This is a genomic window from Brachybacterium sp. AOP3-A1-3, assembly GCF_052378285.1.
Classification (GTDB): Bacteria; Actinomycetota; Actinomycetes; order Actinomycetales; family Dermabacteraceae; genus Brachybacterium.
On sequence record NZ_JBQSXM010000009.1, the window covers coordinates 138,870 to 160,841 of the forward strand.

The window sequence follows — 21,972 nt, forward strand, 5'->3', positions numbered from 1 at the left end:
TAGTCGCTGGTCGTCGCACTATCCAGAGTGACAGAAGCGTCCGGAAGCACAGACGCACAGACGCAGGAGAGGAGGCCCGGATGCTGCTGCAGGAGCTGTCGGACGCGAGCGGGTGCAGCGCGGCCTCGATCAAGTACTACCGTCGCGAAGGGCTGCTGCCTGCCGGCGAGCGCCTCACCGCCACCCGGCAGGAGTACGGGCCGGCGCACCTCGAGCGGCTCCAGCTGATCCAGGTCCTGCGGGAGATGGCGAACGCTCCGATCGCGAGGATCCGCAGACTCACCCAGCTGCTCGATGATCCTGAGGTACCGGTGATCCGGGCGCTCGAGGAAGCTCAGGCGATCGCGCTGGGCGCGGCTCCGGACACCGCCGATCCGGGCACCGAGGACCTGGAGGGCGACGGATCCGGGTCGGGGAGGTCGGAGCATCCCTCGGTCCGGACGCTCCTGGACCGATTGGGCTGGCCGGACATCGACTCCGTGCCGCGTCGTGCGCTGGATGATCTGCTGCACGCCCTGGTGGGTTGGGAGATGCCCGCGGACCCGGACACCCTGCAGCGTTATGCGGAACCGATGGCGGAGATCGCGCGCGGGGATCTGGAGTATCTCCAGGAGGGTGCGGAGCTGGGCACCGCCCCGTCGGACGACGTCGTCGTGCTGCGCTCGGTGGCCGGCACCATCGCGTTCGACCGATTGGCCCAGGTGCTGCGTGCCCTCGGGCACACGTCGCTGAGTGTGCAGGCCAGCGCGATTCCCAGCGAATGACCAGCGCCAGCGCAGAGCTTTTTCCGGGAGGGCGTGTGTACTCGTCTCAACGCGTCACCGGAGGAACCGCCGACTGAGGAGGAAGCGGAACTCCATATATCCGGGACGCGGGGGAAAGGGATGGCCCCGGCTCGTGGGGACGAGCCGGGGCACTTTCCTGTCCGGGCCGGTCGCCTGCCGGCCCCGCCTCACCCGCCGGCCCTGGTCCGTCGTCCTGCGATCCACAGCACTGCGCACGGACTCGCCGTCCGTTGAGATCAGCGCCGCTCAGTGCCGCAGATCGATCCCGAACACGCGACGGATCTGTGCCACGGCGTGCCGGGTGAAGCGACGATCCGAGGGCGTCGAGGCGAAGGGCACCAGCAGACCGGGATGATCCGGATGCGTCACCCGTCCGTGGGTCGAACCGGCAGTGACGACGAAACCCGCCGATTCCATCCGGCGCAGCAGCTCCCGGCGCGAGGTGGGGTGCCGGGTCCCCTTCCCTCCGCGGGCGCTCGGTCCGGCGGCATCCTCGGCGATGTCGAGGGCCGGCTCGTAGTCGTCGGGTCGCACCGAGAGCGCGTACCGCGTGGAGAAGGCACCGATCACCGCGTTGTCCGCACGTCGCACCTGCACCACGAGAGCGCCGCGCTGGAAGTGGTCGCTCGCGCCAGCGTCCGCCGTCCACGCGTCCTCCGGATCGGCGACGACCTCCACGATCTGTGCGGTGGTCAGGCTCGCGACCCCCACGGTGCGGATCTCCTCCTCCCGGACCCGCAACGGCCGCGGCAGCGGACGGGGATCCTCGGGGGCGAGGGTGTGCACGGCGTCCGGCGGTGGGGACACGGGCGACCGGGGCGGATCGAGGCGCCGGGTGCGACGGCGGGGCAGGACGTCGGACGGGGACTCCTGCGGCGCCGGGGTCCCGGATCTCCCGGCCGGTCCGGACGAGCCGGGGGACGGTTCGGGGGCCGACGGGCGCCGCCCGGTGGCGGTCCAGTCGACGGGACGCACCGAGCGCGCGGGATCGGTGCGTCCGCCCAGGAGGCGGGGCGTCGGTGGGGCGGGGGCCGACGGGGTCGACGTCTCGGGCCGAGTGGTCTGCTGCGTCTCCGCACGTGGCCGGCGGGCGCGCGGTCGTTTCTTCGTCGAACCCATCGCTCCCCCTGCCCGTCCTCGTCGTGCCGTCAGCCGCGTCCGCGTCCGCGGCCCGTCGTCCGGCTGTCCTGCGGTCGTCCCCGATGGTGTCACGTGCCGGGGGCGTCCAGTACCTTGGACGCCGTCCGTATCGCTCCATCTGTGAGGTCCTGCGTGCCCATCAGCGCCACCACTCGTCGTCCGTCCCGTGCTCGTCTCGCGGGGGCTCTGTTCGCGATCACACTGCTCGCGGCAGGCTGCAGCGACGCCGGCGACTCCGATCAGGGCGACGCCCCCGCCGCGCCCGAGGCCTCCGACGCGGGCGGCTCGTCGGAGGCAGGCGGCTCGGAATCGAGCGACGGGTCCGACGACGGCGGTGAGGACGTCGTGGTCACGGGCAGCTCCGACGGGGGCGGGAAGTCCTCGGCCACCGTGCCCCGGGAGCCGTTCTCGGTGACGCCCGCTCCGGACGGCTTCGCGCCGCCGGATCCCTGCTCCGGCGAAGGCGCCTACTTCGTCGAGGTGGACGGCGGCAGCGCATCCCCTGACCTCCCCGAGCGGGACGGCGAGACCCTCTCCATCGAGGCCACGGGCATCTCGGGCGACACCGCCCAGCTCACCGCGACCATCGGAGACGGGAAGCCCCGCCCGATCGAGGACATCACCCTCGGAGAGACAGCCACCCTCGAGGGGTGGACCATCTCCGTGACGAGCGTCTGCCAGGACACCGACCAGGTCGAGTTCGACCTCATCGACTGAGGTCGCCGCCACCTGACGTCGCCCTCACCTGGAGTCGCCACCACCTGGGGTCGCCCTCACCTGAGCTCGCAGAGCCCAGGAGGTGCACGACGAGGTGAGCGCGGCCGGGTCATCCCGTTCCTCGCGGCACGGCATGATGGGACGATGACCTCCCCGCACCGCTTCGACCTCGATGCCATCGGGGCCGGCCTCCCCGTCGCGGCGGCCCGCGCGGAGCTCGAGGCGGCCGCACGCACCGGGGCGATGGTGGTCACGGCGCCGCCCGGCACCGGGAAGACGACCCTCGTCCCACCCCTGGTCGCGAACCTCGCCGAGGGCCTCACCCTGGTCACGCAGCCACGGCGCGTCGCCGTGCGCGCAGCCGCCCGCCGGGTCGCGAGCCTGGACGGCACCGAGCTGGGCGGGCCGGTCGGCTTCACGGTGCGCGGGCAGCGCCAGGTGGGCCGCTCGACCCGCCTGGAGATGATCACCCCCGGGGTGCTGCTGCGCCGTCTGCTCGCCGACCCCGACCTGCCCGGAGTCTCCGCTGTGGTGCTCGACGAGGTCCACGAGCGCTCCCTGGAGACGGACCTGCTGCTGGGGATGCTCGCCGAGGTGCGGCAGCTGCGCGAGGACCTGCTGGTCGGGGCGATGTCCGCGACCCTCGACGCCGGCGCAGTCTCCACCCTGCTCGACGGTGCACCGGTCGTGGACGTGCCCAGCGCGCTGCATCCGCTCACGGTGGACTACGCGCCCTCCCCCGCCCCGCGCCTGGACGCGCGCGGCATCACCCGTGAGTACCTCGACCATCTCGCCCGCACCGCGGCCCGTGCCCAGCGGGAGGCGGGCTGCGATGCCCTGGTGTTCGTGCCCGGTGCCCGCGAGGTCGACGAGGTCGTCTCCCGCCTGCAGGGGCTGGTGGGCGGCGAGGTCCGCGGCGGAGCCGGAGGCCGCGAGGGAACCGAGGGGCGGGACGTCGAGGTGCTCGCCCTCCACGGCCGTCTCCCCGCCGCGCAGCAGGACCGGGCCACCGGCGGGCGCCGCCCCGGGGAGAGCCCGCGGATCGTGGTGTCGACCTCGATCGCGGAGAGCTCGCTGACCGTGCCGGGCGTGCACCTGGTGGTCGATGCGGGCCTGTCCCGCGAGGTGCGCCGGGATCGTGGCCGGGACATGTCGGGCCTGGTCACGGTCAGCGCCTCGCGCGCCGCGGCGGATCAGCGGGCCGGCCGCGCCGCGCGTCAGGGCCCCGGCCGGGCGGTGCGGGTGTTCGCGCCGTCGGACCTCGCCGGGATGCCCGCGCAGTCGGCCCCGGACATCACGAGCGCTGACCTCACCGATGCCGCCCTGTGGCTCGCGTGCTGGGGAACTCCGCGGGGCGAGGGGCTGGCCCTGCTCACGCCTCCGCCCCGTGCCGAGATCACCGCCGCCGACCGGACCCTGCGCGCCCTGTCCCTGGTCGACGACGCCGGCCTGCCCACCGAATCCGGGACCCGCGTGGCGCGCATGCCGATCGGGGTGCGCGAGGCCCGCGCCCTCGTCGACGGCGCCCACGGACTGCCCGGCCGCGACAGCGCCCGCCGAGCGGCGGAGGTCGTCGCCGCCGTCTCCGACGACCACCGCCCCGTCGGCGCCGATCTGCCCCGCCTGCTGCAGGATCTCCGTGCCGGACGCGCGCCCGGCACGGAACGCTGGGCCCGGGAGCGGGACCGCCTGGCCCGCATCGCCCACGACGCCGCCGGCGGCTCAGCTGCCGGGACGAAGCGCGTGACCTCCCCCGACGCCGCCGAGCAGGCAGGCGCGATCCTCGCCCTGGCCCGCCCCGAACGCATCGCCCGACGCACGACCGACGGCTCGCGCTCCTATCTGCTCGCCTCGGGCACCCGGGCCGCTCTCCCGGAGAGCAGCGGACTCCTGGGAGCGGACTGGCTCGCGGTCTGGGAGGTGCAGCGGGCCGACGGTCGTGCGGCCGACGGCACCGGCGCCGTGATCCGCACCGCCGCCCCGCTGTCCGAGGAGGATGCCTTCCTCGCCGGGGCGGAGCTGCTGGCCGACGAGCGCACGGCCGTGCTGGAGAACGGAACGGTGCGCGCGCGGGAGCGGCGCACGCTCGGCGCGATCGAGCTGTCCTCCACGCCGGTGCGTGCCACGAAGCAGGACACCGTGCCCGCGGTCCTCGCCCATGTGCGATCCCACGGGCTGGACGCGCTGTCGGCGAACGACGCGGCCCGATCGCTGCGGGCCCGCCTGGCCCTGGTGCGCCGCGAGCTCGGGGACCCGTGGCCCGCGATGGACGAGGCCTCCCTGCTCGACACCCTGGAGACATGGCTGGCACCGCAGCTCTCCGCCCGCACCACCCAGCTGTCCGCGGTCGACGTGACCGGCGGGCTGCGTCACCTGCTGCCCTGGCCCGAGGCCTCCGAGCTCGATGCCCTGGCACCCCAGCGGCTCGCGGTGCCCTCCGGGTCGAGCGCACGCATCGACTATCCGGAGCCGGATGCCGAGGACGGCCGCCCCGTGGTCGCGGTGAAGCTGCAGGAGCTGTTCGGGTTCGCCGAGACCCCCCGCCTGGTGCGCGGCCGGGTGCCGGTGCTGTTCCACCTGCTCTCCCCCGCCCGGCAGCCGCTCGCGATCACCGATGATCTGCGGTCCTTCTGGGACGGCCCGTACCAGGACGTGCGCAAGCAGATGCGTGGCCGCTATCCCAAGCATCCCTGGCCCGAGGACCCCTGGACCGCCCCGGCCACCTCCCGCACGAAACGCGCGATGGGGCGCGCATAGCATCCGTCCATGCGCTCACCGTCGACCGTTCTACGTGCTGACCCTCAGCTGGCGGCCGCCCCCTGCGTGGCGATGACCACCGCGGCCATGTCGTCGATGATCTGACGGACCGCCGCCGTCGCCGGGCTGTCGACGTGGAGCTCCTTGATCGAGCGGTCGAGCTCTCGCCTGCTCATGCCCGGGATGTCGTTCTTGAGGATGCGGTGGGCGATCTTCAGGGCGCGCAGCATCTCGAGCAGGATCGCGTCCTGCAGGCTCCTGCGTGCCGGATCGCTGAGCGCGGTGACGAGCCGGGCACGCAGCTCCTCCTCGGTCGAGGCGTCCTGGGTGGGCCAGCTCGTCAGGAACCAGCCGTCCTTGCGCTCGATCGCCCCGGCAGCGACCCAGACCTCTCCGACCACCTCGGTGAGGTCCATCCGGCGGTGGCCGACCACGGACTTGATCCGCTTGCCGTCGAGCTCGCCGAGCGCGCCGAGCGCCTGGTCGAGCTCGGCGATGCCGGTGGGCGCGGCGTCGACCACCTCGACCCGCGGGTTCCGTCCCTCCGCCAGAGAGACCTTCTCCCGCAGCGTGAGCTCGACGACGGCTGCCGCGGCGAGCGCCTGCTTGCGGAACTGGGTGGAGTCCTGGCGTCCGGCGTCGTTGGTCAGCAGCAGGAAGAGTTCTGCGGGGATCGTCGAGGTCGTCATCGCTCCAGTGTGGCCGTGGACTCCCCGGGGAGGCATCCGCCGATCGTCGAGGGCCGCCCCTCCCTCGGGCAAGCTCCCCTCGGGCAAGGCCCAGACGACCCTGGCACCATGGACCCATGCGTCTGCTCTCCACCCCCTCCCGTCTCTATCGCGTGCTCGCCTTCGCGGAGATGGTCACCTGGACCCTGCTGATCGTGGGGATGCTCCTGAAGTACGTGCTGGACGTGACCGATGTGCTCGTGCGCATCGGCGGCGGTCTGCACGGCTTCACCTTCCTCTGCTACCTCGTGGTGACGGTGCTGGTCGCGATCGATCAGCGCTGGCGGCTGCGGGATGTGGTGCTCGGCATCGGCTCTGCGGTCATCCCGTACATGACGGTCCCGTTCGAGCGCTCGGCGATGCGCCGCGGACTGCTCGGCGACTCCTGGCGGCTGCGTGCGGAGCAGGGACGCAACGGGCTGGAGAAGGTCGTCTCCCTCGCGCTGCGTCGCCCGATCCCGGCCGCGCTGATCGCGATCGTCGTGGTGGCGATCGTGTTCTCCGTGCTGCTGTCGCTGGGCCCGCCCACCGAGTGGTTCTCCTGATCCGACGCTCCTGATCCGGAGCACCCTTCCCTGATCCGAAGCGCCCTCAGCGTCTCCGTCGCGGCGGGGCGATCGGGTCGATCCGCACCATCTCGCCTCCGCGCAGGTGCAGTCTGCTGATCTCCACCACCGCGGTGCGAGGCGCCAGGCGCGGCACCTGCGGCTGATCGGGCTCCGGCGGCAGTGCCTCCCCGAAGCACACGCCGCAGTCCTGCACGGCGAGCGCCTGCGACCGCCGCGCCTCCCACTCCACCTGCGCCTGCTGCGAAGCCCGGATCCACGGACCGCCATGGGGCCTGCACGGCCCTTCCCCGTCGCGTCCGTGCAGCGGGCACTGCGCGGGACGGCGCGTGACCTGAAGCTCCATCCCCTCTAGAGCCGGCACCCTCGGGTCCGACCCGGTGGGGATCACGTCCAGTCCGGCCGGTCCGATCCTCAGCACGGCGACCTGGCCGTGCTCCACCGCGATCAGCAGCGCCCGTTCGAGCGCCTGGTCCGGATGCGGGGCCAGCAGGTCCTCCCGCGCGGCAGCGGCCGGCTCGAACCAGTCGCGGCGAGTGCCCACGAGAGCGCCGAGCGCCACCGGCCCGCCCCGGCGACGCAGAGCCCCCGCGACCGCAGGCCGACGGAACCAGGTGCGCGCGGACGGCTGCGGCGGCCGCGGCCGCCCTTCCACCGGGGCCCCGGCGAGCGCGCCCTCCGGGCTGGGCCGCGCCGGGCTTCCCATCGGCCGCACTCGTACCTCGAAGGGGCTCTCGCGTCCGCTGACGTCGGCGACGACCATGCCGTCGGGGGTGAGCGTGGGCAGCACGGGCCCGAGCGCCGGCAGCACCAGCCAGGTGTGCTCGAGCTCGAGCGGAGGCCTGGCCTGCAGCGTCGAGCGGACTATCTCCCCCGAGGGTGGGGTCGTGGGCTCCCTCCGGCGGAAGGCGATCTCGTCGGCAGCGTGCGCGGCGCCTGCGGCATCTGCGGCGCCCGTCGCGCCGGCCGCGTGCGCAACGTGCGCGGCGTCGTCATCGGCGTCATCGGCGTCATCGCGCAGCAGTCGCGGGTCCGCGCAGGCGGTGATCGGGCCGACGCCCGGCAGGTCCAGCTCGATCAGCTGGTCGCGCCAGGTGGTGGCGGGGGTGGTGTCGAGAGTGGTGGGATCGTCCTCGTGGTGCATGACCATGGCTGCCTTCCGACGGGGCCCTCACGGGCCTCCTGACCGGACGAGCGGATGCTCTCCGGCCGGGTCTTCCTCGACGGGCACCGGGTTCGGTTCCGGTTGCCGCGCGGCCTCTGTCGAAGGAGTGCAGCCGCGTCTCGTGACCCGTCTGCGACGGTAGCGGAGGGCTCTGACGGACGAACCACCGGAGGAGCTCGCGCATGGCCCGGCGTCGGTCCTTGCGGAGCACCCGGCGCGGGTCCCGGCGAGGGCCGGACGGAGGGTCCGGCGTGGGTCCCGGCGAGGGCCCGACGAGGCGCCCGCGACCCGCCCGCGCCTCGTAGACTCCGGGGGTGCGCTGTCATCATTTCGAGTCCGGGGAGTGCAGGTCGTGCACCCTCCTGGACCTCCCTCGCCCCCGGCAGCTCGCCGAGGGACGTGAGCGTGTCGAATCACTGCTCGCCCCGTATCTCGCGAGCTCCGACCCGCGACAGGGCGGCGGCGCCTGGCAGGAGCCGATCGTCGGCCCGGAGGCCGGCTTCCGGGCCCGCGGGAAGATGGCCGTGGGCGGCACTGCGCAGGCACCGATCCTGGGCCTGCCCGGCCAGGCGCTCAGCGCGGATCTCTGCGACTGCCCGCTGTACCCCGCCGGGGTCGAGGAGGTGCTCGAGGGGGCGAAGGCGCTGATCCGTCGGGCGCAGGTGCCGCCGTACGACGTGGCCCGCCGTCGCGGCGAGCTCAAGAACGTGCTGGTCACCGCCTCTCCCGACGGAGAGCATCTGCTGCGCCTGGTGCTGCGCAGCGAGAAGGCCCTGGATCGGATCCGCGAGCATCTTCCCGCCCTCCTGGTCGCGCACCCCTCGGTCGTCGCGGTCACCGCGAACATCCATCCCGATCACACCACCCGGGTCGAGGGCGAGCAGGAGATCCACCTCGCCGGCGCCGAGTCGATCGCCGTTCGCACCGGGGACGTCACCCTGTTCTCCCGCCCGCAGTCCTTCCTCCAGACGAACACCGAGGTCGCCGGTGACCTCTACCGGCAGGCCGCGACCTGGGTCGGCGAGATCGTCACGGAGCGCGAGGCTCCGGCGGCCACCGCCGGGACCCCCACCGCCGCTTCGTCCACCGTCGATCTCCCTTCCGTCGATCGCTCCCCCGTCGACGCCGGCACGGCGCCTGGCCCGCGGATCTGGGACCTGTACTGCGGATTGGGTGGCTTCGCGCTGCATATCGCGCGCGCCCTGCCCGCCGCTCACGTCACCGGGGTGGAGGTCTCGGCGCAGGCGATCGACGGCGCCCGCGAGGCCTCTGCCACGCAGAGCATCCCTGCGACCTTCCTGGCCGATGACGCGACCGCCTGGGCGATCCGAGAGGCCGCGGCCGAGGCCGGGCCTCCGGACGTGGTGGTCGTGAATCCGCCCCGCCGCGGCATCGGCCCCGAGCTCGCCGCCTGGCTCGAGGGCTCGGGGGTGGCCGACGTGATCTATTCCAGCTGCAACCCGGCCACCCTGGCCACGGACCTCGCCACGATGCCCTCGCTGTGCATCACCGCCGGACGCTTCGTGGACATGTTCCCCCACACCGAGCACGCCGAGGTCATCGTGCGACTGCGCCGCACCCCCACGACCTGACACAGTGGTCCACAACCCCGCCGACGAAGGAGCACGCCCATGACATCCCCCGCCCCGACCCCCGAGTCCCAGCTGACCGAGGTCACCCGTACCGTCACGCCCGCCCAGAACGGGAACACCGTCTCCCTCGCGCAGACCTTCACCGCGGATCCCGAGGAGCTGTGGTCGGCCCTGACCATCGGTTCCCACCTCGAGGTGTGGTTCGGCCGAGCGAGCGGCGAGGCGGTCGAGGGCGGCACCTTCGAGCTGCCCGATATGGAGACCCGGGGCACCGTGCTCACCGCCGATGCCCCGCACCGGCTGCTCCTGACCTGGGAGATCGGCACGAGCTCCAGCGAGATGGAGCTGCTGGTGACCCCCGTGGAGGATGCCGAGTCAGGGACCGCGACGGAGCCGAAGACAGAGTTGGCGTCGGAGACGGAGCCGGAGTCAGAGTCAGAGTCAGAGCCGGAGTCTGTGGCCTACGAGAGTTCCGAGGCCGCGAGCACTGCCGGCCCGCGCACCCGCTTCGAGCTGCGCCACACCGTCCCGGCCGACGCCCACTGGGCGACCTTCGGGCCCGCCGCGGTCGGCTGCGGCTGGGACGGTGCGCTGTACGCGCTGGCCCTGCACCTCCAGGACCCGTCGGCCGATCTGATGGGAGATCTGGGGGCCTTCGCCGGCTCCCCCGAGGGCGCCGAGTTCACGCGCGCCACGGCCGACGCCTGGTTCGAGGCGCACGTCGCCGCCGGGTCCGACAAGAAGCCGGCCCGCAAGGCGTCCGTGCGCGCCGCCGCCTTCTACCTGGGTGAGGAGCCGGACCTGTCGTGACCGGCACGTCCAGCGCTCCCGGCTCCTCCAGGACGCCGCCCTCCGCCCCGTCGGCCGTCACCCTGCTGGCCCTGGGCGGCACGATCTTCATGACCCAGGGCGCCGACGGCGGCCATGCCGCCCCGGATGCCGCCGCTGGTGAGCGCATGTCCAGCACCCTGATCGACGGGGTGGAGCTCACTGCGCACGAGATCGCGAACGTCTCCTCCTCCGACGTGCGTCCCCGGCACCTGGCCGAGGTGCTCGAGCGGGCCCGTCAGGCGGTCGACGACGGCGCCCACGGCGTCGTGCTCACGCACGGCACCGACACCCTCGAGGAGTCCGCGTTCCTCCTGAACCGGTACTGGGACCGCGACGCCCCGCTGGTGGTCACCGGAGCGATGCGACCGGCGAGCGCACCGGGCGCCGACGGCCCCGCCAATCTGCACGACGCGGTCCGCTCGGCGGCGAGCCCGGCGGCTCGCGGTGTCGGGGTGCTCGTGGTGTTCGACGCGCAGGTGCACCTGGCCGACCAGGTCACCAAGGCCTCCTCGCGCTCGGTCTCGGCCTTCGCCTCCGCCCCGTCGGGCCCGCTCGCGCTCGTGGACAGCGCCGAGCTGCGGCTCCTGCAGGCCATGCCGGAGCGCGTCGCACGGCTGTCCGCCGGAGCGCCGTCCGCACACCTGCCGCCGGTGCCCACGGTGATGGCGGGGCTGGACGATGACCTCGACCTGCTCGATCATCTCCCCGCGGCGTCTCTCGCGGGCCTGGTGATCGCCGGGGTGGGGATGGGGCACGTCTCCCCCGCCGCGATGCCCCGTCTGCGCCGCCTGCTGGAGACCGGCGTGCCCGTCGTGGTCGCGACCCGCATCGCCTCCGGCGGCACCTCGACCCACCACTACGCCTATCCCGGCAGCGAGGTCGACCTGCTGGACGCCGGAGCGGTCATGGCAGGCTTCCTGTCCCCGGCGAAGGCCCGCCTGCTGCTGCGGGCACTGCTTGCCGAGCACGCGCCGACCGGGGCGATCCATGCGGCGTTCGCGGCCTACGCGTCCTGAGAGGGCTGCGCCGGGGCGGGGCGTGAGCGCCCGCGCAGCGCGCTCAGCGTCGAGCGCCAGGTGTCGTGCAAGGTGCGGTTCTCGTGCCATTCGCGCCAGGTCAGCAGGATGATCACGGCGTCGAGCACCGTGAGCACCACGACCCCCACCGACGGGCTCACCACGAGCGAGTACAGCTGGAGCACGAGGAAGAGCCCGAGCGCACCGATCGCCCACGGGTACACGCGCCGCGATCCGCGCAGCAGAGCGATCACGATCGCCACCTTCACGACCCCGTGGAGCAGCACGTAGGCGGCCAGCATCGTGGCGGTCCCGGTCGCGAGATGGGTGACCCCGTGCAGGAGCAGGTTCGCGAGGAGGTCATGAGGATCCTCGGCGCGCTCCTCCGCCGTGAGCACCTGCACCAGCCGGGCGAGCTGGCCCGGCGCGACCACGAGCAGGAGGATCCCGCCGACGAGCTCGAGCAGGCCGTCGATCCCCTTGCCGACGATGCCGATCAGGAAGATCAGATCAAGGACGGGCGAGGGGCGGGTGCGACGACGCCTGGCCATGCCGCACCCTCCCTCCGGCGGGCCCGGACGGGCGCCGCGCCCTGTCCCACCGATCCTAGGCCGCTCAGCATCCAGGGCCGCGCCCACTAGAGTCACCGGGTGGATCTTCGCAGCGCAGCAGAACTCGCCATCACCCTCGCCCGGCAGGCCGGCGACTTCGCCGTCGTCGAGCACGACACCGCCCGGATCGAGGCCAAGGGCACCGGTTCGGACCTCGTCACCCATGTGGACCGCGAGGCGGAGCGGCGGATCGTCGCCGCACTGCGCGAGCACTATCCCGAGCACGCGATCCTCGGTGAGGAGGAGGGCGAGCAGGGTGCCGGGTCCGGGGCCCGCTACGGCTGGCTGATCGATCCGCTGGACGGCACCAACAACTATGTGCTGGGTCTGGACGTGTACGGCGTATGCATCACCCTGTGCGACGGCGAACGGCCGGTGATGGCTGTCGTGCACGACTCCCCGCGCCGCCGCACCTTCTGGGCGATCGCCGGGCAGGGCGCCTGGCTCTCCCACGGCGAGGCGGACGAGCCGCGCCGCCTGGACCTCGGCGCCGCAGAGCCCCTGGACCGCACCACGATCGCCTTCACCCAGGGCTACGACACCGGGCACGACGACGAGTGGCGCAACGCCCTGTTCGCCGCCCTCGAACGCGGCACGAAGCGGGTGCTGCGCAGCTGGGCCCCGTCCTCGGACTGGGGGCTGCTGGCCACCGGGCATCTCGGCGCGACGGTCGCCTATCGCCATGAGATCTGGGACCGCGTGGGCGGCACTCTGATCATCGTCGAGGCAGGCGGCGAGCTGCGCACCGACCTCACCGGGGAGCTGATCGTGGTCGGGAAGCCGCAGACGGTGCGCGAGCTCGACGCTCTCCTCGGCGTCACCGGCTCGCGAGCGGACGCGACATCGCGGAACCCTCGGGTGGAGCCCGCCGCACGGTGACGGTTCGCGAGCATGGTCACCCCGTCGGCTCGACCTGCGGTCGCCCGGGACTGCTGCCGATCCGCTCCGGTGCCGGCCGCCGCGGTCACGCCCCCTGGACGAGGCAGAACGGATGTCCGGCCGGGTCGACGTAGACCCGGAAGCTGCCTGAGCTCGAGGGCTGGTGCTCATGCACGGCGGCTCCGAGGGTGAGGACCCTCGGCTCTGCTTCCTCGATGTCCGTCACCGCGAAGTCGAGGTGGAACTGCTGGGGATGGGTGCCGCCGGGCCAGGTGGGCCGCTGGTAGTCGTCGATCTTCTGGAAGGCGAGGGTCGCCTCGCCATCGGGATTCTCGGGCGTGAGGCCGCCGCGCGGCGGTGAGAGCGTGGCCCAGTCGCCGTCCGAGCCCTCCTCCAGACGCCATCGCAGCAGCTTCGCGTAGAACGTCGCGAGCTCCATCGCATCGGGACAGTCCAGCACGATCAGGTCGAGCTTCGGGGTGATGGGTTCCTGCGCCAGGTTCTCCATGGGGCCACGGTAGGAGCCGAAGCCCTCGGAGGGAAGAGCCCGACGCCGGCCCGTCGTACGCTCCCAGCGCAGTTCGCGCTTCCCCACTGCCCGCGCACCGGTGACAGACTGGAGCCAGATCATCCAGCGTTCGAGAGGTGCTTCCATGACCGTTCCCGTCGATCCGACCCCTGCCCTGCAGGAGTACGCCCACCCCGAGAAGCTCGTGACCACGCAGTGGCTCGCCGACAACCTCGGCGCCGACGGGCTGGTCGTCGTCGAGTCCGACGAGGACGTGCTGCTCTACGAGACCGGCCACGTCCCCGGCGCCGTGAAGGTCGACTGGCACCTGGACCTCAATGATCAGGTGACCCGCGACTACGTCGACGGCGAGGGCTTCGCGAAGCTCATGGACGCCTCCGGCATCACGCGCGAGACCACCATCGTGGTCTACGGCGACAAGTCGAACTGGTGGGCCGCCTACGCCCTGTGGGTCTTCGAGCTGTTCGGCCACGCCGACGTGCGTCTGCTCGACGGCGGCCGCGCCGCCTGGCAGGCCGAGAGCCGCGAGATGACGACGTCGACCGACGGCGCCCCGGCGGCCACCACCGGCTACCCGATCATCGAGCGGGACGACGCCCCGATCCGGGCCTACCGCGAGGACGTCCTGGACTTCCTGGGCGGGCAGCTGATCGACGTGCGCTCCCCGCAGGAGTTCTCCGGCGAGCGCACCCACATGCCCGACTACCCGCAGGAGGGCACCGTGCGCGGCGGGCACATCCCCTCGGCCCGTTCGGTGCCGTGGGCCCGTGCCGCCGCCGAGGACGGCCGCTTCAGGACGCGCCCCGAGCTCGAGGCGATCTACCGCGAGGAGCTCGGCTTCGACAGCTCCGCTCCGGTGATCGCGTACTGCCGCATCGGCGAGCGCTCCGCGCACACCTGGTTCGTGCTGCGCTACCTGCTGGGCTTCGAGGACGTGCGCAACTACGACGGCTCCTGGACCGAGTGGGGCAATGCCGTGCGCCTGCCGATCGCCGTCGGCACCGAGCCCGGGGAGGTCCCCGCCCGATGAGCACCGGATCGACCCCTGTCGACGGCGCCGAGCTGCCGGCGGCCTTCGCCGAGATCGCCGATGACTTCCACGCCCTGACCGGCCGGGATCGTCTGCAGCTGCTGCTGGAGTTCGCCAACGATCTGCCGGAGCTGCCCCCGCGCTACGCCGAGCACCCCGAGCTGCTCGAGCCGGTCCCGGAATGCCAGTCGCCGATCTTCCTGGTCACGGAGGTGGAGGGCACCGGGCGCGACGCGACCGCGCGGCTCTTCTTCTCCGCGCCGCCGGAGGCCCCGACCACCCGCGGCTTCGCCTCGATCCTCGCCGAGGCGCTCGACGGCCGCTCGGTGGGCGAGGTGCTCGACACCCCGGACACCGTGACCGGCGCCCTGGGCCTCGCCGAGGTGGTGAGCCTGCTGCGCCTGAACGGCATGGCGGGCATGCTCGCCCGCATCAAGCGCCAGCTGCGCCTGAAGGCCGGCCTCTGACCTCCCGCCTCTGACCTGCTGAGACGACGTAGGCCGCGGCGCCGGGCCCCTCTTCGGGGACCGGCGCCGCGTGCTGTTCCAGGCCGTGCGCCGAGGCCGACCGCCACGCTGACAAGACGATGAGACCCACGAGACCTTGCCACGCGATACATAACGATATATCGTGATAACACGTCAACAGAAAGGGGGTCGCACCATGCGACGCCATCACGATCATCATCAGCCCCGTTTCGGGGAGAACATCGACCGCGCCGGCCGCCGGCGCCATGACGGGCCCCATGACGCCGAGGTCCCCGGCGACGGCGGGCCCGATCGCCGCGGGCGCGGACGGGGCGGTCGCGGCCGACGAGGGCCCGGCGATCCCGACCGCGGCGGATTCGGTCCCGTCGGATTCGGTCCCGGCGGGCGCGGCCCTGACGGGTTCGACCCAGAACGGCGCGGCGGGCCGGACCGACGAGGGGGTGGCCCCGATCGGCGCGGCCGGGGACCCCACCGCGCTCCCCGTGGGGACGTGCGCACGGCGGTGCTCCTGCTCCTCGCCGAGGAGCCGATGCACGGCTACCAGCTGATGCAGACCATCACCGAGCGCACCGGCAGCCGCTGGCGCCCGAGCCCCGGCGCCATCTACCCCACGCTCTCCCAGCTGGAGGACGAGGGGCTCGTCGTCACCGAGAAGAGCGGCGGGCGCAAGCTCGCGAGCCTCACCGAGGCAGGGCGCACCCATGTCCAGGAGAACTCCTCGTCGTGGACGGATCCGTTTCCGTCGGCCGCGCATTCGGCGGACGACGAGGTCATCGACCTGCGCGAGCTCGGCCATGGTCTGATGGGCGCCCTGCGGGAGGTCGCCCGCACCGGGACGGACTCGCAGGTCCGCGCGGCTGCCACGCTCCTCGAGGAGGCCCGCCGCGGCCTCTACACGATCCTCGCGGGCCCGTCGGCCGACGAGCCGCCGTCCGAGCAGTCGTGACGCACGGGCCTGCAGCGGCTGGGCGGTCCGGATCGCGATGGCTCGCGCCGTGGCGATTCGGACTAGCGTCGCTCAGCGCTTCGAGGGGCCCTTGGGCGTCGGGCCGCGGCTCTCACCCTGTCCGTACTTCCAGTAGGCCTTCTCCGCGCCGGTGCGCAGCATGCTGAACGCGGTCCGTCCCGCCTCGGACTGGGCGAATTCGAAAGCAGCCTGGGCCCGCTGTGCGAAGCTGCGCCGTTCCTCCTCCGTCGCATCCTCGTCCCCCGGTCCTCCGGTCGGCGAGGCGAAGCCCTCGACGTCGGGCCCGTCGAATCCGGCGGCAGGCCCCTGCCCGTTCTCGATGAGCTCGTGCCGGTCCAGCGCCACTTTCAGCTCGAGCGGGACCCGCACCTGGCGCACGAGCGCTCCCCGCACGTCGTCGCGGAGCTGCTCGGCATGCTCCGCGAAGAAGGCCTCGAGATCATGCGCCTCCGGATCGAGCTCGAAAGCCTTCCCCAGCAGGTAGGACGCAAGATCCGCGGCGACCTCCGGCGAGAGCCCGTACTGGTCGGACGACGTCGGCGCGCGACGCAGCTCGACCGCGTCATCCCGCTCGAGCGGGCTTGGAGCGAAGTCCAGCGCGAGCAGCATGTCCTCGACGAAGGCGTGGAAACTGGCCTCTCCCGGCACGTCGGCCCGCCGCAGCTCGGTCCTCCCCCGCACCTCGGGCAGCCGCACCTGGGCGACGCCCTCGCGCGCGAACTCGTCCTGCGCCGCACGGCGCACGAGCCGACGGGCCGCCCGGACCAGATGGCCGGAATCGGCATCGCGCGGCAGATCAGGGACCACCGCTCGGGCATCTGCGAGGAGGCGGGCACGGGCCGAGGAGCTGTCGGTTCGCTGACGCACCGCCTCCGGCACGGCGGAGAGCCGTCCACGGATCGAGTCGATCGGCTTCATGAGCGCACCTCCGGTGGGATCAGGGTCGTGACCATCGTACGGAGCAGGTTCCGCCCGGAGCACCAGGGAGGAACAACCAGGCGGTAGACCGTCACGGAACACGGCCCTTCCCTTTCTCGTTGAACAGGACGACGATCGATGCACGATCACCGCACCCGACCCGACCTGAAGGAGAAGACGACATGGCTGACCTCGCCTACACCGTTCCCGGACTCGGAGCCGAGGATTCCCTGCGCCTCGTGGAGTCCCTGCAGGACCGCCTCCACGCGATGAACGACCTGCACCTCACGCTCAAGCACGCGCACTGGAACGTCACCGGACCTCGTTTCATCGCCGTCCACGAGATGCTCGACCCGCAGGTCGAGGAGGTGCGAGGCTTCACCGACGACCTCGCGGAGCGGATCGCCCAGCTGGGCGCCTCCCCCGTGGGCACCCCGGGCCGCCTCGTCGCCGAGCGCGGATGGAAGGACTACACGCTCGGCAAGGCCGACACCCAGGATCACCTGCGCGCCCTGGACGAGGTCTACACCGGGATCATCGCCTCGAACCGCAAGGCCATCACCCTGGCCGGCGAGCTGGACCCGCTCACCGAGGACATCCTCATCGAGCAGACCCGCGGCCTGGAGAAGTTCCAGTGGTTCATGCGTGCGCACCTCGAGGGCTCGCAGAGCTGACCTCGTCCCGGCTGATGCGCCCCTGCAGCTGATGCTCCGCACACGCCGTCCGCCCGCCTCCGCCGATCACGGCGCGGGCGCCGGCGCGGGGCCGCTGATCTGCCGAGTACGGTGAAGGCCCGACCCCGAGGAGGACCCGGCATGCCGATCGCCGACCCGAGCGCCGACGAGCTCACCGTGCTGCAGGACGAAGCCGTGCAGTTCACCCGTGAGCTCATCCGGATCGACACCACCAACTTCGGGGGCGATGATCCTGCGACCTGGGGACCGGGCGAGACGGAGGCGGCCGACTACGTCGTGGCGAAGCTGCGCGAGGTGGGCCTGGAGCCCGAGGTGCACGAATCCGCGCCCGGCCGGCCCAGCGTCTTCGTGCGCCTGGAAGGCGAGGACCCTGATCGTGGAGGCCTCATCATCCACGGCCATCTCGATGTGGTGCCGGCCCGCGCGGAGGACTGGTCCGTGGACCCCTTCGGCGCAGAGATCCACGACGGGATGATCTATGGCCGCGGTGCCGTCGACATGAAGGACATGGTCGGCATGATCCTGGCCCTGGTCCGGCATCTCGCGCGCACGGGCCAGACCCCGCCGCGCGATCTGCTGTTCGTGTTCTTCGCCGATGAGGAGAACGGGGGCGTCTGGGGCAGCGGGTGGATGGTCGAGCACCGTCCCGAGCTGTTCGCCGGCATGTCCGAGGCGATCAGCGAGGTGGGCGGATACTCGATCACCCTCCCTCAGAAGGACACCGGCGAGGACGTGCGCGCCTACCTCGTGCAGACCGCCGAGAAGGGCCTGGCCTGGGGTCGCCTGCGCGCCACCGGTCGCGCGGGCCACGGCTCCGTCCCCAACGACGAGAACGCGATCGTGCGCCTGGCACGCGCCATCGCCGCCATCGACGAGCACGTGTTCCCGTTCGAATACATCGCGAGCGTGAAGGCCCTCTTCGACGGCGTCACGGAGATCACCGGCGTCGGCTGGGACGAGCAGGACATCCATGCCTTCCTGCCGCTGCTGGGCGGGGCACGGCAGTTCGTCTCCGGCACCCTGGGCGATTCGGTCAACATGACCATGCTCAGCGCCGGATACAAGGGCAACGTGATCCCACAGACCGCCGAGGCGACCTTCGACGCACGCTTCCTCCCCGGCCACCAGGACGACCTTCTCGCACTCCTCGAGGAGCTGGCCGGCGAGCAGGTCGAGGTGATCATCGACCACATCGGCAACTCCGTGGACTCCCCGCGCGACTCCGCCCTGATGGACGTGATGACACGATCGATCCAGGCGGAGGACCCGGGCGCCGAGGTGCTGCCGTACTGCCTCAGCGGCGGCACGGACAACAAGGCCCTCTACCGGGAGCTCGGAATCACCGGGTACGGCTTCGCCCCGCTGCAGCTGCCCAAGGACCTGGACTTCGCGCCGCTGTTCCACGGGATCGACGAGCGGGTGCCCGTGGAGGCGGTCCGGTTCGGTGCCCGGGTGCTGCTGCGTCTCACGCGCGATTGCTGAGGCCGGACCGCTGACCCGAGCCGCTGACCGGCGGGGATCTCCGACTCGGAGGGCCGACGCAGGCCGCTGTGGTCAGTCGTCTCGAGTGAGGGTATCGGCGAAGAGATCGCCGACGACCAGGTCGGCCGGGATCGGGTCCTCGGGCTGCAGGCCGGTGTACCAGCTCGGCAGGAGTCGCAGGATGACCTCGGTGAGGCCGGAGTCGGCCAACTCCTTGCCGGCGTGGGCGTCGCCCCCGGTCTCGACGAGCCACTGGATGAGCACGTCGAGCGTGCCCCCGGCGAAGTATCGAGCCGTCTGCTCCATCGGGAGCTGCGGCGGCATCTGGTCCGCCACGCGCTTCAGAGCATTGACGTGGAGGCCCGAGAGGGTTGTGACCAGGATCAGATATGTCGAATGGGAGGACTTCCAATCCAGCGCGCCACGGAGGAACGCATGGTGTCGTTCGACGTAGGCCACCATGGTCGCCACCGAGGACTGGACCATCTCCTGAGTCGTACGGCCATCTGCCGCCATCTCGACGGCGCGGGCGTACTGGAGATCGAACATCGTGCGGAGGATGGCACCCATCAAGTCGTCGAGACCGGAGAAGTGACTGTAGAACGCGGCGCGGCTGACACCGGCGCGCCGCGCGAGGGCATTGACCGTGACCTCACCGTCAGTAGCGCTGAGATCCCTGGCCGCGGCGAAGATCGCCGCGCGTGTGCGTGCGGGCCGGGGATCCGGCGCACGACCTTCTGTGCTGGGCATGAACAGATGGTAACCCCGACGCCTGAGCGGCTCGCCCCAGCGTTGCACAGTGGACCGTTCGCTGCCTGCGGACGGTAGCCTCCTGTGGACCGGATGCTTCCTATGGACCGGTTGCTTCCTGTCTCAGGCGCGACGAGCACACACTCGCCGCGACGCACCGGGGACGTCGCGCCACCCCTGACGGACTAGGCAGAACGCTACACGGCACACTCCGATGTCGCGCAACTATTCTGCGCATCTGTCCGGTTTCGTTTCGGGAACTTCGGCGACCGGCATCTGCCGAAGAACACTTCGGCGTCGCGGCGACCGCTCGCGGGTCACAAAGAGGGCGTTCCCGGCGATACGCTGGTGGCCGTACCGTCCAGAAAGGCACCCACGATGCCAGAACGTATTGTGAAGATCGCGAGCACGAGCGGGCTCCATGCCCGCCCCGCAGCGATCTTCTCCCAGGCTGCGAGCGAGCAGCCCGTCGCCGTCACCATCGAGAAGCCCGGTGCCGAGCCCGTCCGGGCCTCCAGCATCCTCATGCTCCTGACGCTGAACGTGGACCACGGCGACGAAGTGATCCTTCGCGCCGAAGGCGATGGCGCCGATGCCGCGCTCGACGCTCTGGCGGCTCTGCTCGGTAAGAACCTCGACGAGAACTTCTGACGCGACCCGGCGTGGCCCACCGGCACAACGCCGGCGCGATCACCCGGATGCAGCCGGCCCCGTCTTCCCGCGTCGTCCCCGTGTCACCCCACGTCGGCCCGTGTCGTCCCGCGTCGGCCCGTGTCGTCCCGCGTCACCCCGCGGGGGTGTCGCCAGCTCGCGCCGACGCACCGGTCACGGCCTGCTCACGAAGCCCGTGGCACGATCCGCAGGGAAGCGAACCCGATCGCGGCGAGCACTGCGGCGGCCGCGCCCACCAGCATCGCGGCCGACGGGCCCTGCTGATCCACCAGGATGCCTCCCACCACGGACCCGCTCATGATCGCGATCTGGAAGGCGGTCACCTGGAGCCCCACGGCGGATTCGACGCGCCGGGGCTCGATCGCCGAGACCCACAGCTGCGTGGTCACGGGCACCATGCTGAACCCGAAGCCCCACATCACGACGGCAACCGCGAGCAGCACGCTGCTCTCCGTCCCGGCCAGTGCGGCGAGGGAGATCGCGAGGACCGCGGGCCCAGCGGTGGCCGCCCAGCGCAGCCAGCGGGACAGATAGCCGGCAGCGAGGTTCCCGACCAGGCCGCCGAGGCCCCATCCCAGGAGCAGCACGGCGACCATCGAGCCATCGATCGCCTCGATGGCGACACGGATGTACGGATAGGCGACGAAGTTCGCGAACGCCGCCCCGAAGATCACCACGACACCTGCGACCAGCCGGCGATTCCCCAGCACCGAGCGCATCATGGCGAGCCCGGCGCCGTGCTGCGCAGGAACGGGGGGGAGCAGACGCCACAGCACCGCGCCGGCCCCGAGCGTCAGGACAGCGGCGACGCCGAACACGGCACGCCAGCCGATGATGTCGCCGAGCACGGAGGAGACCGGGACCCCGATGACCGTGGCCATGCTGGTGCCGACCGCCACTGTGGTGGACACGAGTGCCGGTCGCCCGGTCACCTGCACCCCGACGGACAGAGCGAAGGACCAGAATCCGGAGATCGCCACGCCGAGCAGCAGGCGGGAGATCAGCACGAGCCCGAAGCTCGGGGCGATCGCCACCACGACGTTGGATACGACGGCCAGAGCCAGCAGCACGAGGAGTACGGAGCGTCGGTCGGCCCGAGGAAGCACGGAGGCGATGGTGGGGGCCGTGATGGCGCCCGCCAGAGCCGTCGCCGCGAGGGTCAGGCCGGCACGACCTTCGCTCACGCCGAGGTCATGCGCCATCCCAGGCAGCACTCCGGCGGGGAGGAACTCAGCGCTGACAAGCGCAGCGGTTCCGGCAGAGAGCGCGAGCGCGATCACAATCGGATTATGCAGAGGTGCGGGACGAGAGTCCGCTGCAGAGGATGGGGAATCACAGGTCTCCGGCGGGCAGCTCGACATGCCTCAAGCATGGTGCACGAACGACCTCGACGGCAGACCTGCCCACCGGTGGATGCGTCACAGCCTGAGCATCCCGAAAAGGCAGCAGGAGCTTCCCCGATCAACCCGGTGCCCGGAACGGGCTAGGAGAGCTCTTCGCCCGGAACGTCGGCCACCACCAAAGCGTTGGTCACCACCATGGAGTCGGTCACCACCATGGAGACAGTGCCCCGCTCCCGACCAGCGGTTCGCCATCAGGCGAGATCCGACGGACGACGAGCATCCCCGCGCAGGCGCGTCATGGTGCTGGGCAT

The 21,972-nt window shown here is 71.9% G+C and carries 22 protein-coding genes and 1 riboswitch; of the genes, 14 read left to right on the forward strand and 8 right to left on the reverse strand.

Annotation, left to right across the window (positions count from 1 at the left end; genetic code table 11):
• Nucleotides 1–80 precede the first annotated feature (80 nt).
• Nucleotides 81–764 (forward strand): MerR family transcriptional regulator, encoded by a 684-nt coding sequence (locus ACT3T5_RS13420; protein WP_444594574.1) that lies wholly within the window; start codon nt 81–83, stop codon nt 762–764.
• A gap of 267 nt (nt 765–1,031) precedes the next feature.
• On the opposite strand, the gene ACT3T5_RS13425 is transcribed toward ACT3T5_RS13420, so the two are convergent.
• A complete protein-coding gene (locus ACT3T5_RS13425) occupies nt 1,032–1,904 on the reverse strand; it encodes a type II toxin-antitoxin system HicA family toxin (protein WP_444594575.1) in 873 nt (290 codons plus the stop codon).
• Nucleotides 1,905–2,057: 153 nt separating this feature from the next.
• Between ACT3T5_RS13425 and ACT3T5_RS13430 the strand changes: the two genes are divergently transcribed.
• The gene (locus ACT3T5_RS13430; RefSeq protein WP_444594576.1) at nt 2,058–2,642 is read left to right on the forward strand and encodes a hypothetical protein; all 585 of its coding nucleotides are present in this window, start codon (nt 2,058–2,060) and stop codon (nt 2,640–2,642) included.
• A gap of 144 nt (nt 2,643–2,786) precedes the next feature.
• Entirely contained in the window at nt 2,787–5,399 is a 2,613-nt protein-coding gene (hrpB, locus tag ACT3T5_RS13435) for an ATP-dependent helicase HrpB (protein ID WP_444578408.1), read from the forward strand.
• A 44-nt stretch (nt 5,400–5,443) separates the two neighbouring features.
• Here hrpB and ACT3T5_RS13440 read toward each other — a convergent pair whose 3' ends face one another.
• Nucleotides 5,444–6,088 (reverse strand): GOLPH3/VPS74 family protein, encoded by a 645-nt coding sequence (locus ACT3T5_RS13440; RefSeq protein ID WP_444578409.1) that lies wholly within the window; start codon nt 6,086–6,088, stop codon nt 5,444–5,446.
• A 116-nt stretch (nt 6,089–6,204) separates the two neighbouring features.
• Between ACT3T5_RS13440 and ACT3T5_RS13445 the strand changes: the two genes are divergently transcribed.
• The gene (locus ACT3T5_RS13445) at nt 6,205–6,672 is read left to right on the forward strand and encodes a DUF3817 domain-containing protein (RefSeq protein ID WP_444578410.1); all 468 of its coding nucleotides are present in this window, start codon (nt 6,205–6,207) and stop codon (nt 6,670–6,672) included.
• 46 nt (nt 6,673–6,718) lie between these two features.
• On the opposite strand, the gene ACT3T5_RS13450 is transcribed toward ACT3T5_RS13445, so the two are convergent.
• Nucleotides 6,719–7,843 carry a hypothetical protein gene (locus ACT3T5_RS13450; protein WP_444594577.1) on the reverse strand — a complete coding sequence of 375 codons (1,125 nt, stop codon included), beginning with the start codon at nt 7,841–7,843 and terminating at the stop codon, nt 6,719–6,721.
• 25 nt (nt 7,844–7,868) lie between these two features.
• Nucleotides 7,869–7,985: riboswitch (SAM riboswitch) on the reverse strand.
• 187 nt (nt 7,986–8,172) lie between these two features.
• Between ACT3T5_RS13450 and ACT3T5_RS13455 the strand changes: the two genes are divergently transcribed.
• The 3 genes from ACT3T5_RS13455 to ACT3T5_RS13465 are packed head-to-tail and all read left to right on the forward strand — an operon-like array spanning nt 8,173 to nt 11,297.
• A complete protein-coding gene (locus tag ACT3T5_RS13455) occupies nt 8,173–9,450 on the forward strand; it encodes a methyltransferase domain-containing protein (protein WP_444594578.1) in 1,278 nt (425 codons plus the stop codon).
• A 39-nt stretch (nt 9,451–9,489) separates the two neighbouring features.
• On the forward strand, nt 9,490–10,260 hold the full coding sequence (locus ACT3T5_RS13460) for an SRPBCC domain-containing protein (protein ID WP_444594579.1): 771 nt from the start codon (nt 9,490–9,492) through the stop codon (nt 10,258–10,260).
• A complete protein-coding gene (locus ACT3T5_RS13465; protein WP_444594580.1) occupies nt 10,257–11,297 on the forward strand; it encodes an asparaginase in 1,041 nt (346 codons plus the stop codon). Before ACT3T5_RS13460 ends, ACT3T5_RS13465 begins: the two co-directional genes overlap by 4 nt.
• Here the strand turns inward: ACT3T5_RS13465 and ACT3T5_RS13470 are convergent.
• Entirely contained in the window at nt 11,285–11,848 is a 564-nt protein-coding gene (locus ACT3T5_RS13470; protein WP_444594581.1) for a DUF2127 domain-containing protein, read from the reverse strand. The two genes, ACT3T5_RS13465 and ACT3T5_RS13470, sit on opposite strands and share 13 nt — an antisense overlap.
• 99 nt (nt 11,849–11,947) lie before the next feature.
• On the opposite strand from ACT3T5_RS13470, the gene ACT3T5_RS13475 reads away from it, so the two are divergent.
• Nucleotides 11,948–12,787 (forward strand): inositol monophosphatase family protein, encoded by an 840-nt coding sequence (locus tag ACT3T5_RS13475; protein WP_444594582.1) that lies wholly within the window; start codon nt 11,948–11,950, stop codon nt 12,785–12,787.
• Between the two features lie 85 nt (nt 12,788–12,872).
• On the opposite strand, the gene ACT3T5_RS13480 is transcribed toward ACT3T5_RS13475, so the two are convergent.
• A complete protein-coding gene (locus tag ACT3T5_RS13480; protein WP_444594583.1) occupies nt 12,873–13,442 on the reverse strand; it encodes a VOC family protein in 570 nt (189 codons plus the stop codon).
• Here ACT3T5_RS13480 and ACT3T5_RS13485 point away from each other — a divergent pair.
• From ACT3T5_RS13485 to ACT3T5_RS13495, 3 genes are all read left to right on the forward strand, one after another.
• Nucleotides 13,441–14,346: a sulfurtransferase gene (locus ACT3T5_RS13485; protein WP_444578420.1), complete on the forward strand. Its 906-nt coding sequence runs from the start codon at nt 13,441–13,443 to the stop codon at nt 14,344–14,346. The genes ACT3T5_RS13480 and ACT3T5_RS13485 overlap by 2 nt on opposite strands.
• The gene (locus ACT3T5_RS13490; protein ID WP_444578422.1) at nt 14,343–14,813 is read left to right on the forward strand and encodes a SufE family protein; all 471 of its coding nucleotides are present in this window, start codon (nt 14,343–14,345) and stop codon (nt 14,811–14,813) included. Before ACT3T5_RS13485 ends, ACT3T5_RS13490 begins: the two co-directional genes overlap by 4 nt.
• Nucleotides 14,814–15,009: 196 nt before the next feature.
• Nucleotides 15,010–15,780 (forward strand): PadR family transcriptional regulator, encoded by a 771-nt coding sequence (locus tag ACT3T5_RS13495; RefSeq protein ID WP_444578423.1) that lies wholly within the window; start codon nt 15,010–15,012, stop codon nt 15,778–15,780.
• A gap of 72 nt (nt 15,781–15,852) precedes the next feature.
• On the opposite strand, the gene ACT3T5_RS13500 is transcribed toward ACT3T5_RS13495, so the two are convergent.
• Entirely contained in the window at nt 15,853–16,719 is an 867-nt protein-coding gene (locus ACT3T5_RS13500; RefSeq protein WP_444594584.1) for a hypothetical protein, read from the reverse strand.
• A 182-nt stretch (nt 16,720–16,901) separates the two neighbouring features.
• Here ACT3T5_RS13500 and dps point away from each other — a divergent pair, with 182 nt between their 5' ends.
• Together dps and ACT3T5_RS13510 are read left to right on the forward strand one after the other, a co-directional pair.
• Nucleotides 16,902–17,393 carry a DNA starvation/stationary phase protection protein Dps gene (dps, locus tag ACT3T5_RS13505; protein WP_444578427.1) on the forward strand — a complete coding sequence of 164 codons (492 nt, stop codon included), beginning with the start codon at nt 16,902–16,904 and terminating at the stop codon, nt 17,391–17,393.
• 141 nt (nt 17,394–17,534) lie between these two features.
• Nucleotides 17,535–18,896: a M20/M25/M40 family metallo-hydrolase gene (locus ACT3T5_RS13510; RefSeq protein WP_444578428.1), complete on the forward strand. Its 1,362-nt coding sequence runs from the start codon at nt 17,535–17,537 to the stop codon at nt 18,894–18,896.
• Nucleotides 18,897–18,968: 72 nt separating this feature from the next.
• On the opposite strand, the gene ACT3T5_RS13515 is transcribed toward ACT3T5_RS13510, so the two are convergent.
• A complete protein-coding gene (locus ACT3T5_RS13515; RefSeq protein ID WP_444594585.1) occupies nt 18,969–19,646 on the reverse strand; it encodes a TetR/AcrR family transcriptional regulator in 678 nt (225 codons plus the stop codon).
• 378 nt (nt 19,647–20,024) lie between these two features.
• On the opposite strand from ACT3T5_RS13515, the gene ACT3T5_RS13520 reads away from it, so the two are divergent.
• The gene (locus tag ACT3T5_RS13520; RefSeq protein ID WP_444578431.1) at nt 20,025–20,297 is read left to right on the forward strand and encodes an HPr family phosphocarrier protein; all 273 of its coding nucleotides are present in this window, start codon (nt 20,025–20,027) and stop codon (nt 20,295–20,297) included.
• Nucleotides 20,298–20,482: 185 nt separating this feature from the next.
• On the opposite strand, the gene ACT3T5_RS13525 is transcribed toward ACT3T5_RS13520, so the two are convergent.
• Nucleotides 20,483–21,679 carry an MFS transporter gene (locus tag ACT3T5_RS13525; RefSeq protein WP_444594586.1) on the reverse strand — a complete coding sequence of 399 codons (1,197 nt, stop codon included), beginning with the start codon at nt 21,677–21,679 and terminating at the stop codon, nt 20,483–20,485.
• Nucleotides 21,680–21,972 lie beyond the last annotated feature (293 nt).

Excerpts from the sequence above, each read along its gene's own strand:
- ACT3T5_RS13420 (WP_444594574.1), top strand. The coding sequence starts at position 81 with ATGCTGCTGCAGGAGCTGTCGGACGCGAGCGGGTGCAGCGCGGCCTCG.
- ACT3T5_RS13425 (WP_444594575.1), bottom strand. The coding sequence starts at position 1,904 with ATGGGTTCGACGAAGAAACGACCGCGCGCCCGCCGGCCACGTGCGGAG.
- hrpB (WP_444578408.1), top strand. The coding sequence starts at position 2,787 with ATGACCTCCCCGCACCGCTTCGACCTCGATGCCATCGGGGCCGGCCTC.
- ACT3T5_RS13440 (WP_444578409.1), bottom strand. The coding sequence starts at position 6,088 with ATGACGACCTCGACGATCCCCGCAGAACTCTTCCTGCTGCTGACCAAC.
- ACT3T5_RS13445 (WP_444578410.1), top strand. The coding sequence starts at position 6,205 with ATGCGTCTGCTCTCCACCCCCTCCCGTCTCTATCGCGTGCTCGCCTTC.
- ACT3T5_RS13450 (WP_444594577.1), bottom strand. The coding sequence starts at position 7,843 with ATGGTCATGCACCACGAGGACGATCCCACCACTCTCGACACCACCCCC.
- ACT3T5_RS13460 (WP_444594579.1), top strand. The coding sequence starts at position 9,490 with ATGACATCCCCCGCCCCGACCCCCGAGTCCCAGCTGACCGAGGTCACC.
- ACT3T5_RS13470 (WP_444594581.1), bottom strand. The coding sequence starts at position 11,848 with ATGGCCAGGCGTCGTCGCACCCGCCCCTCGCCCGTCCTTGATCTGATC.
- ACT3T5_RS13485 (WP_444578420.1), top strand. The coding sequence starts at position 13,441 with ATGACCGTTCCCGTCGATCCGACCCCTGCCCTGCAGGAGTACGCCCAC.
- ACT3T5_RS13480 (WP_444594583.1), bottom strand. The coding sequence starts at position 13,442 with ATGGAAGCACCTCTCGAACGCTGGATGATCTGGCTCCAGTCTGTCACC.
- ACT3T5_RS13490 (WP_444578422.1), top strand. The coding sequence starts at position 14,343 with ATGAGCACCGGATCGACCCCTGTCGACGGCGCCGAGCTGCCGGCGGCC.
- ACT3T5_RS13495 (WP_444578423.1), top strand. The coding sequence starts at position 15,010 with ATGCGACGCCATCACGATCATCATCAGCCCCGTTTCGGGGAGAACATC.
- ACT3T5_RS13500 (WP_444594584.1), bottom strand. The coding sequence starts at position 16,719 with ATGAAGCCGATCGACTCGATCCGTGGACGGCTCTCCGCCGTGCCGGAG.
- dps (WP_444578427.1), top strand. The coding sequence starts at position 16,902 with ATGGCTGACCTCGCCTACACCGTTCCCGGACTCGGAGCCGAGGATTCC.
- ACT3T5_RS13510 (WP_444578428.1), top strand. The coding sequence starts at position 17,535 with ATGCCGATCGCCGACCCGAGCGCCGACGAGCTCACCGTGCTGCAGGAC.
- ACT3T5_RS13515 (WP_444594585.1), bottom strand. The coding sequence starts at position 19,646 with ATGCCCAGCACAGAAGGTCGTGCGCCGGATCCCCGGCCCGCACGCACA.
- ACT3T5_RS13520 (WP_444578431.1), top strand. The coding sequence starts at position 20,025 with ATGCCAGAACGTATTGTGAAGATCGCGAGCACGAGCGGGCTCCATGCC.
- ACT3T5_RS13525 (WP_444594586.1), bottom strand. The coding sequence starts at position 21,679 with ATGTCGAGCTGCCCGCCGGAGACCTGTGATTCCCCATCCTCTGCAGCG.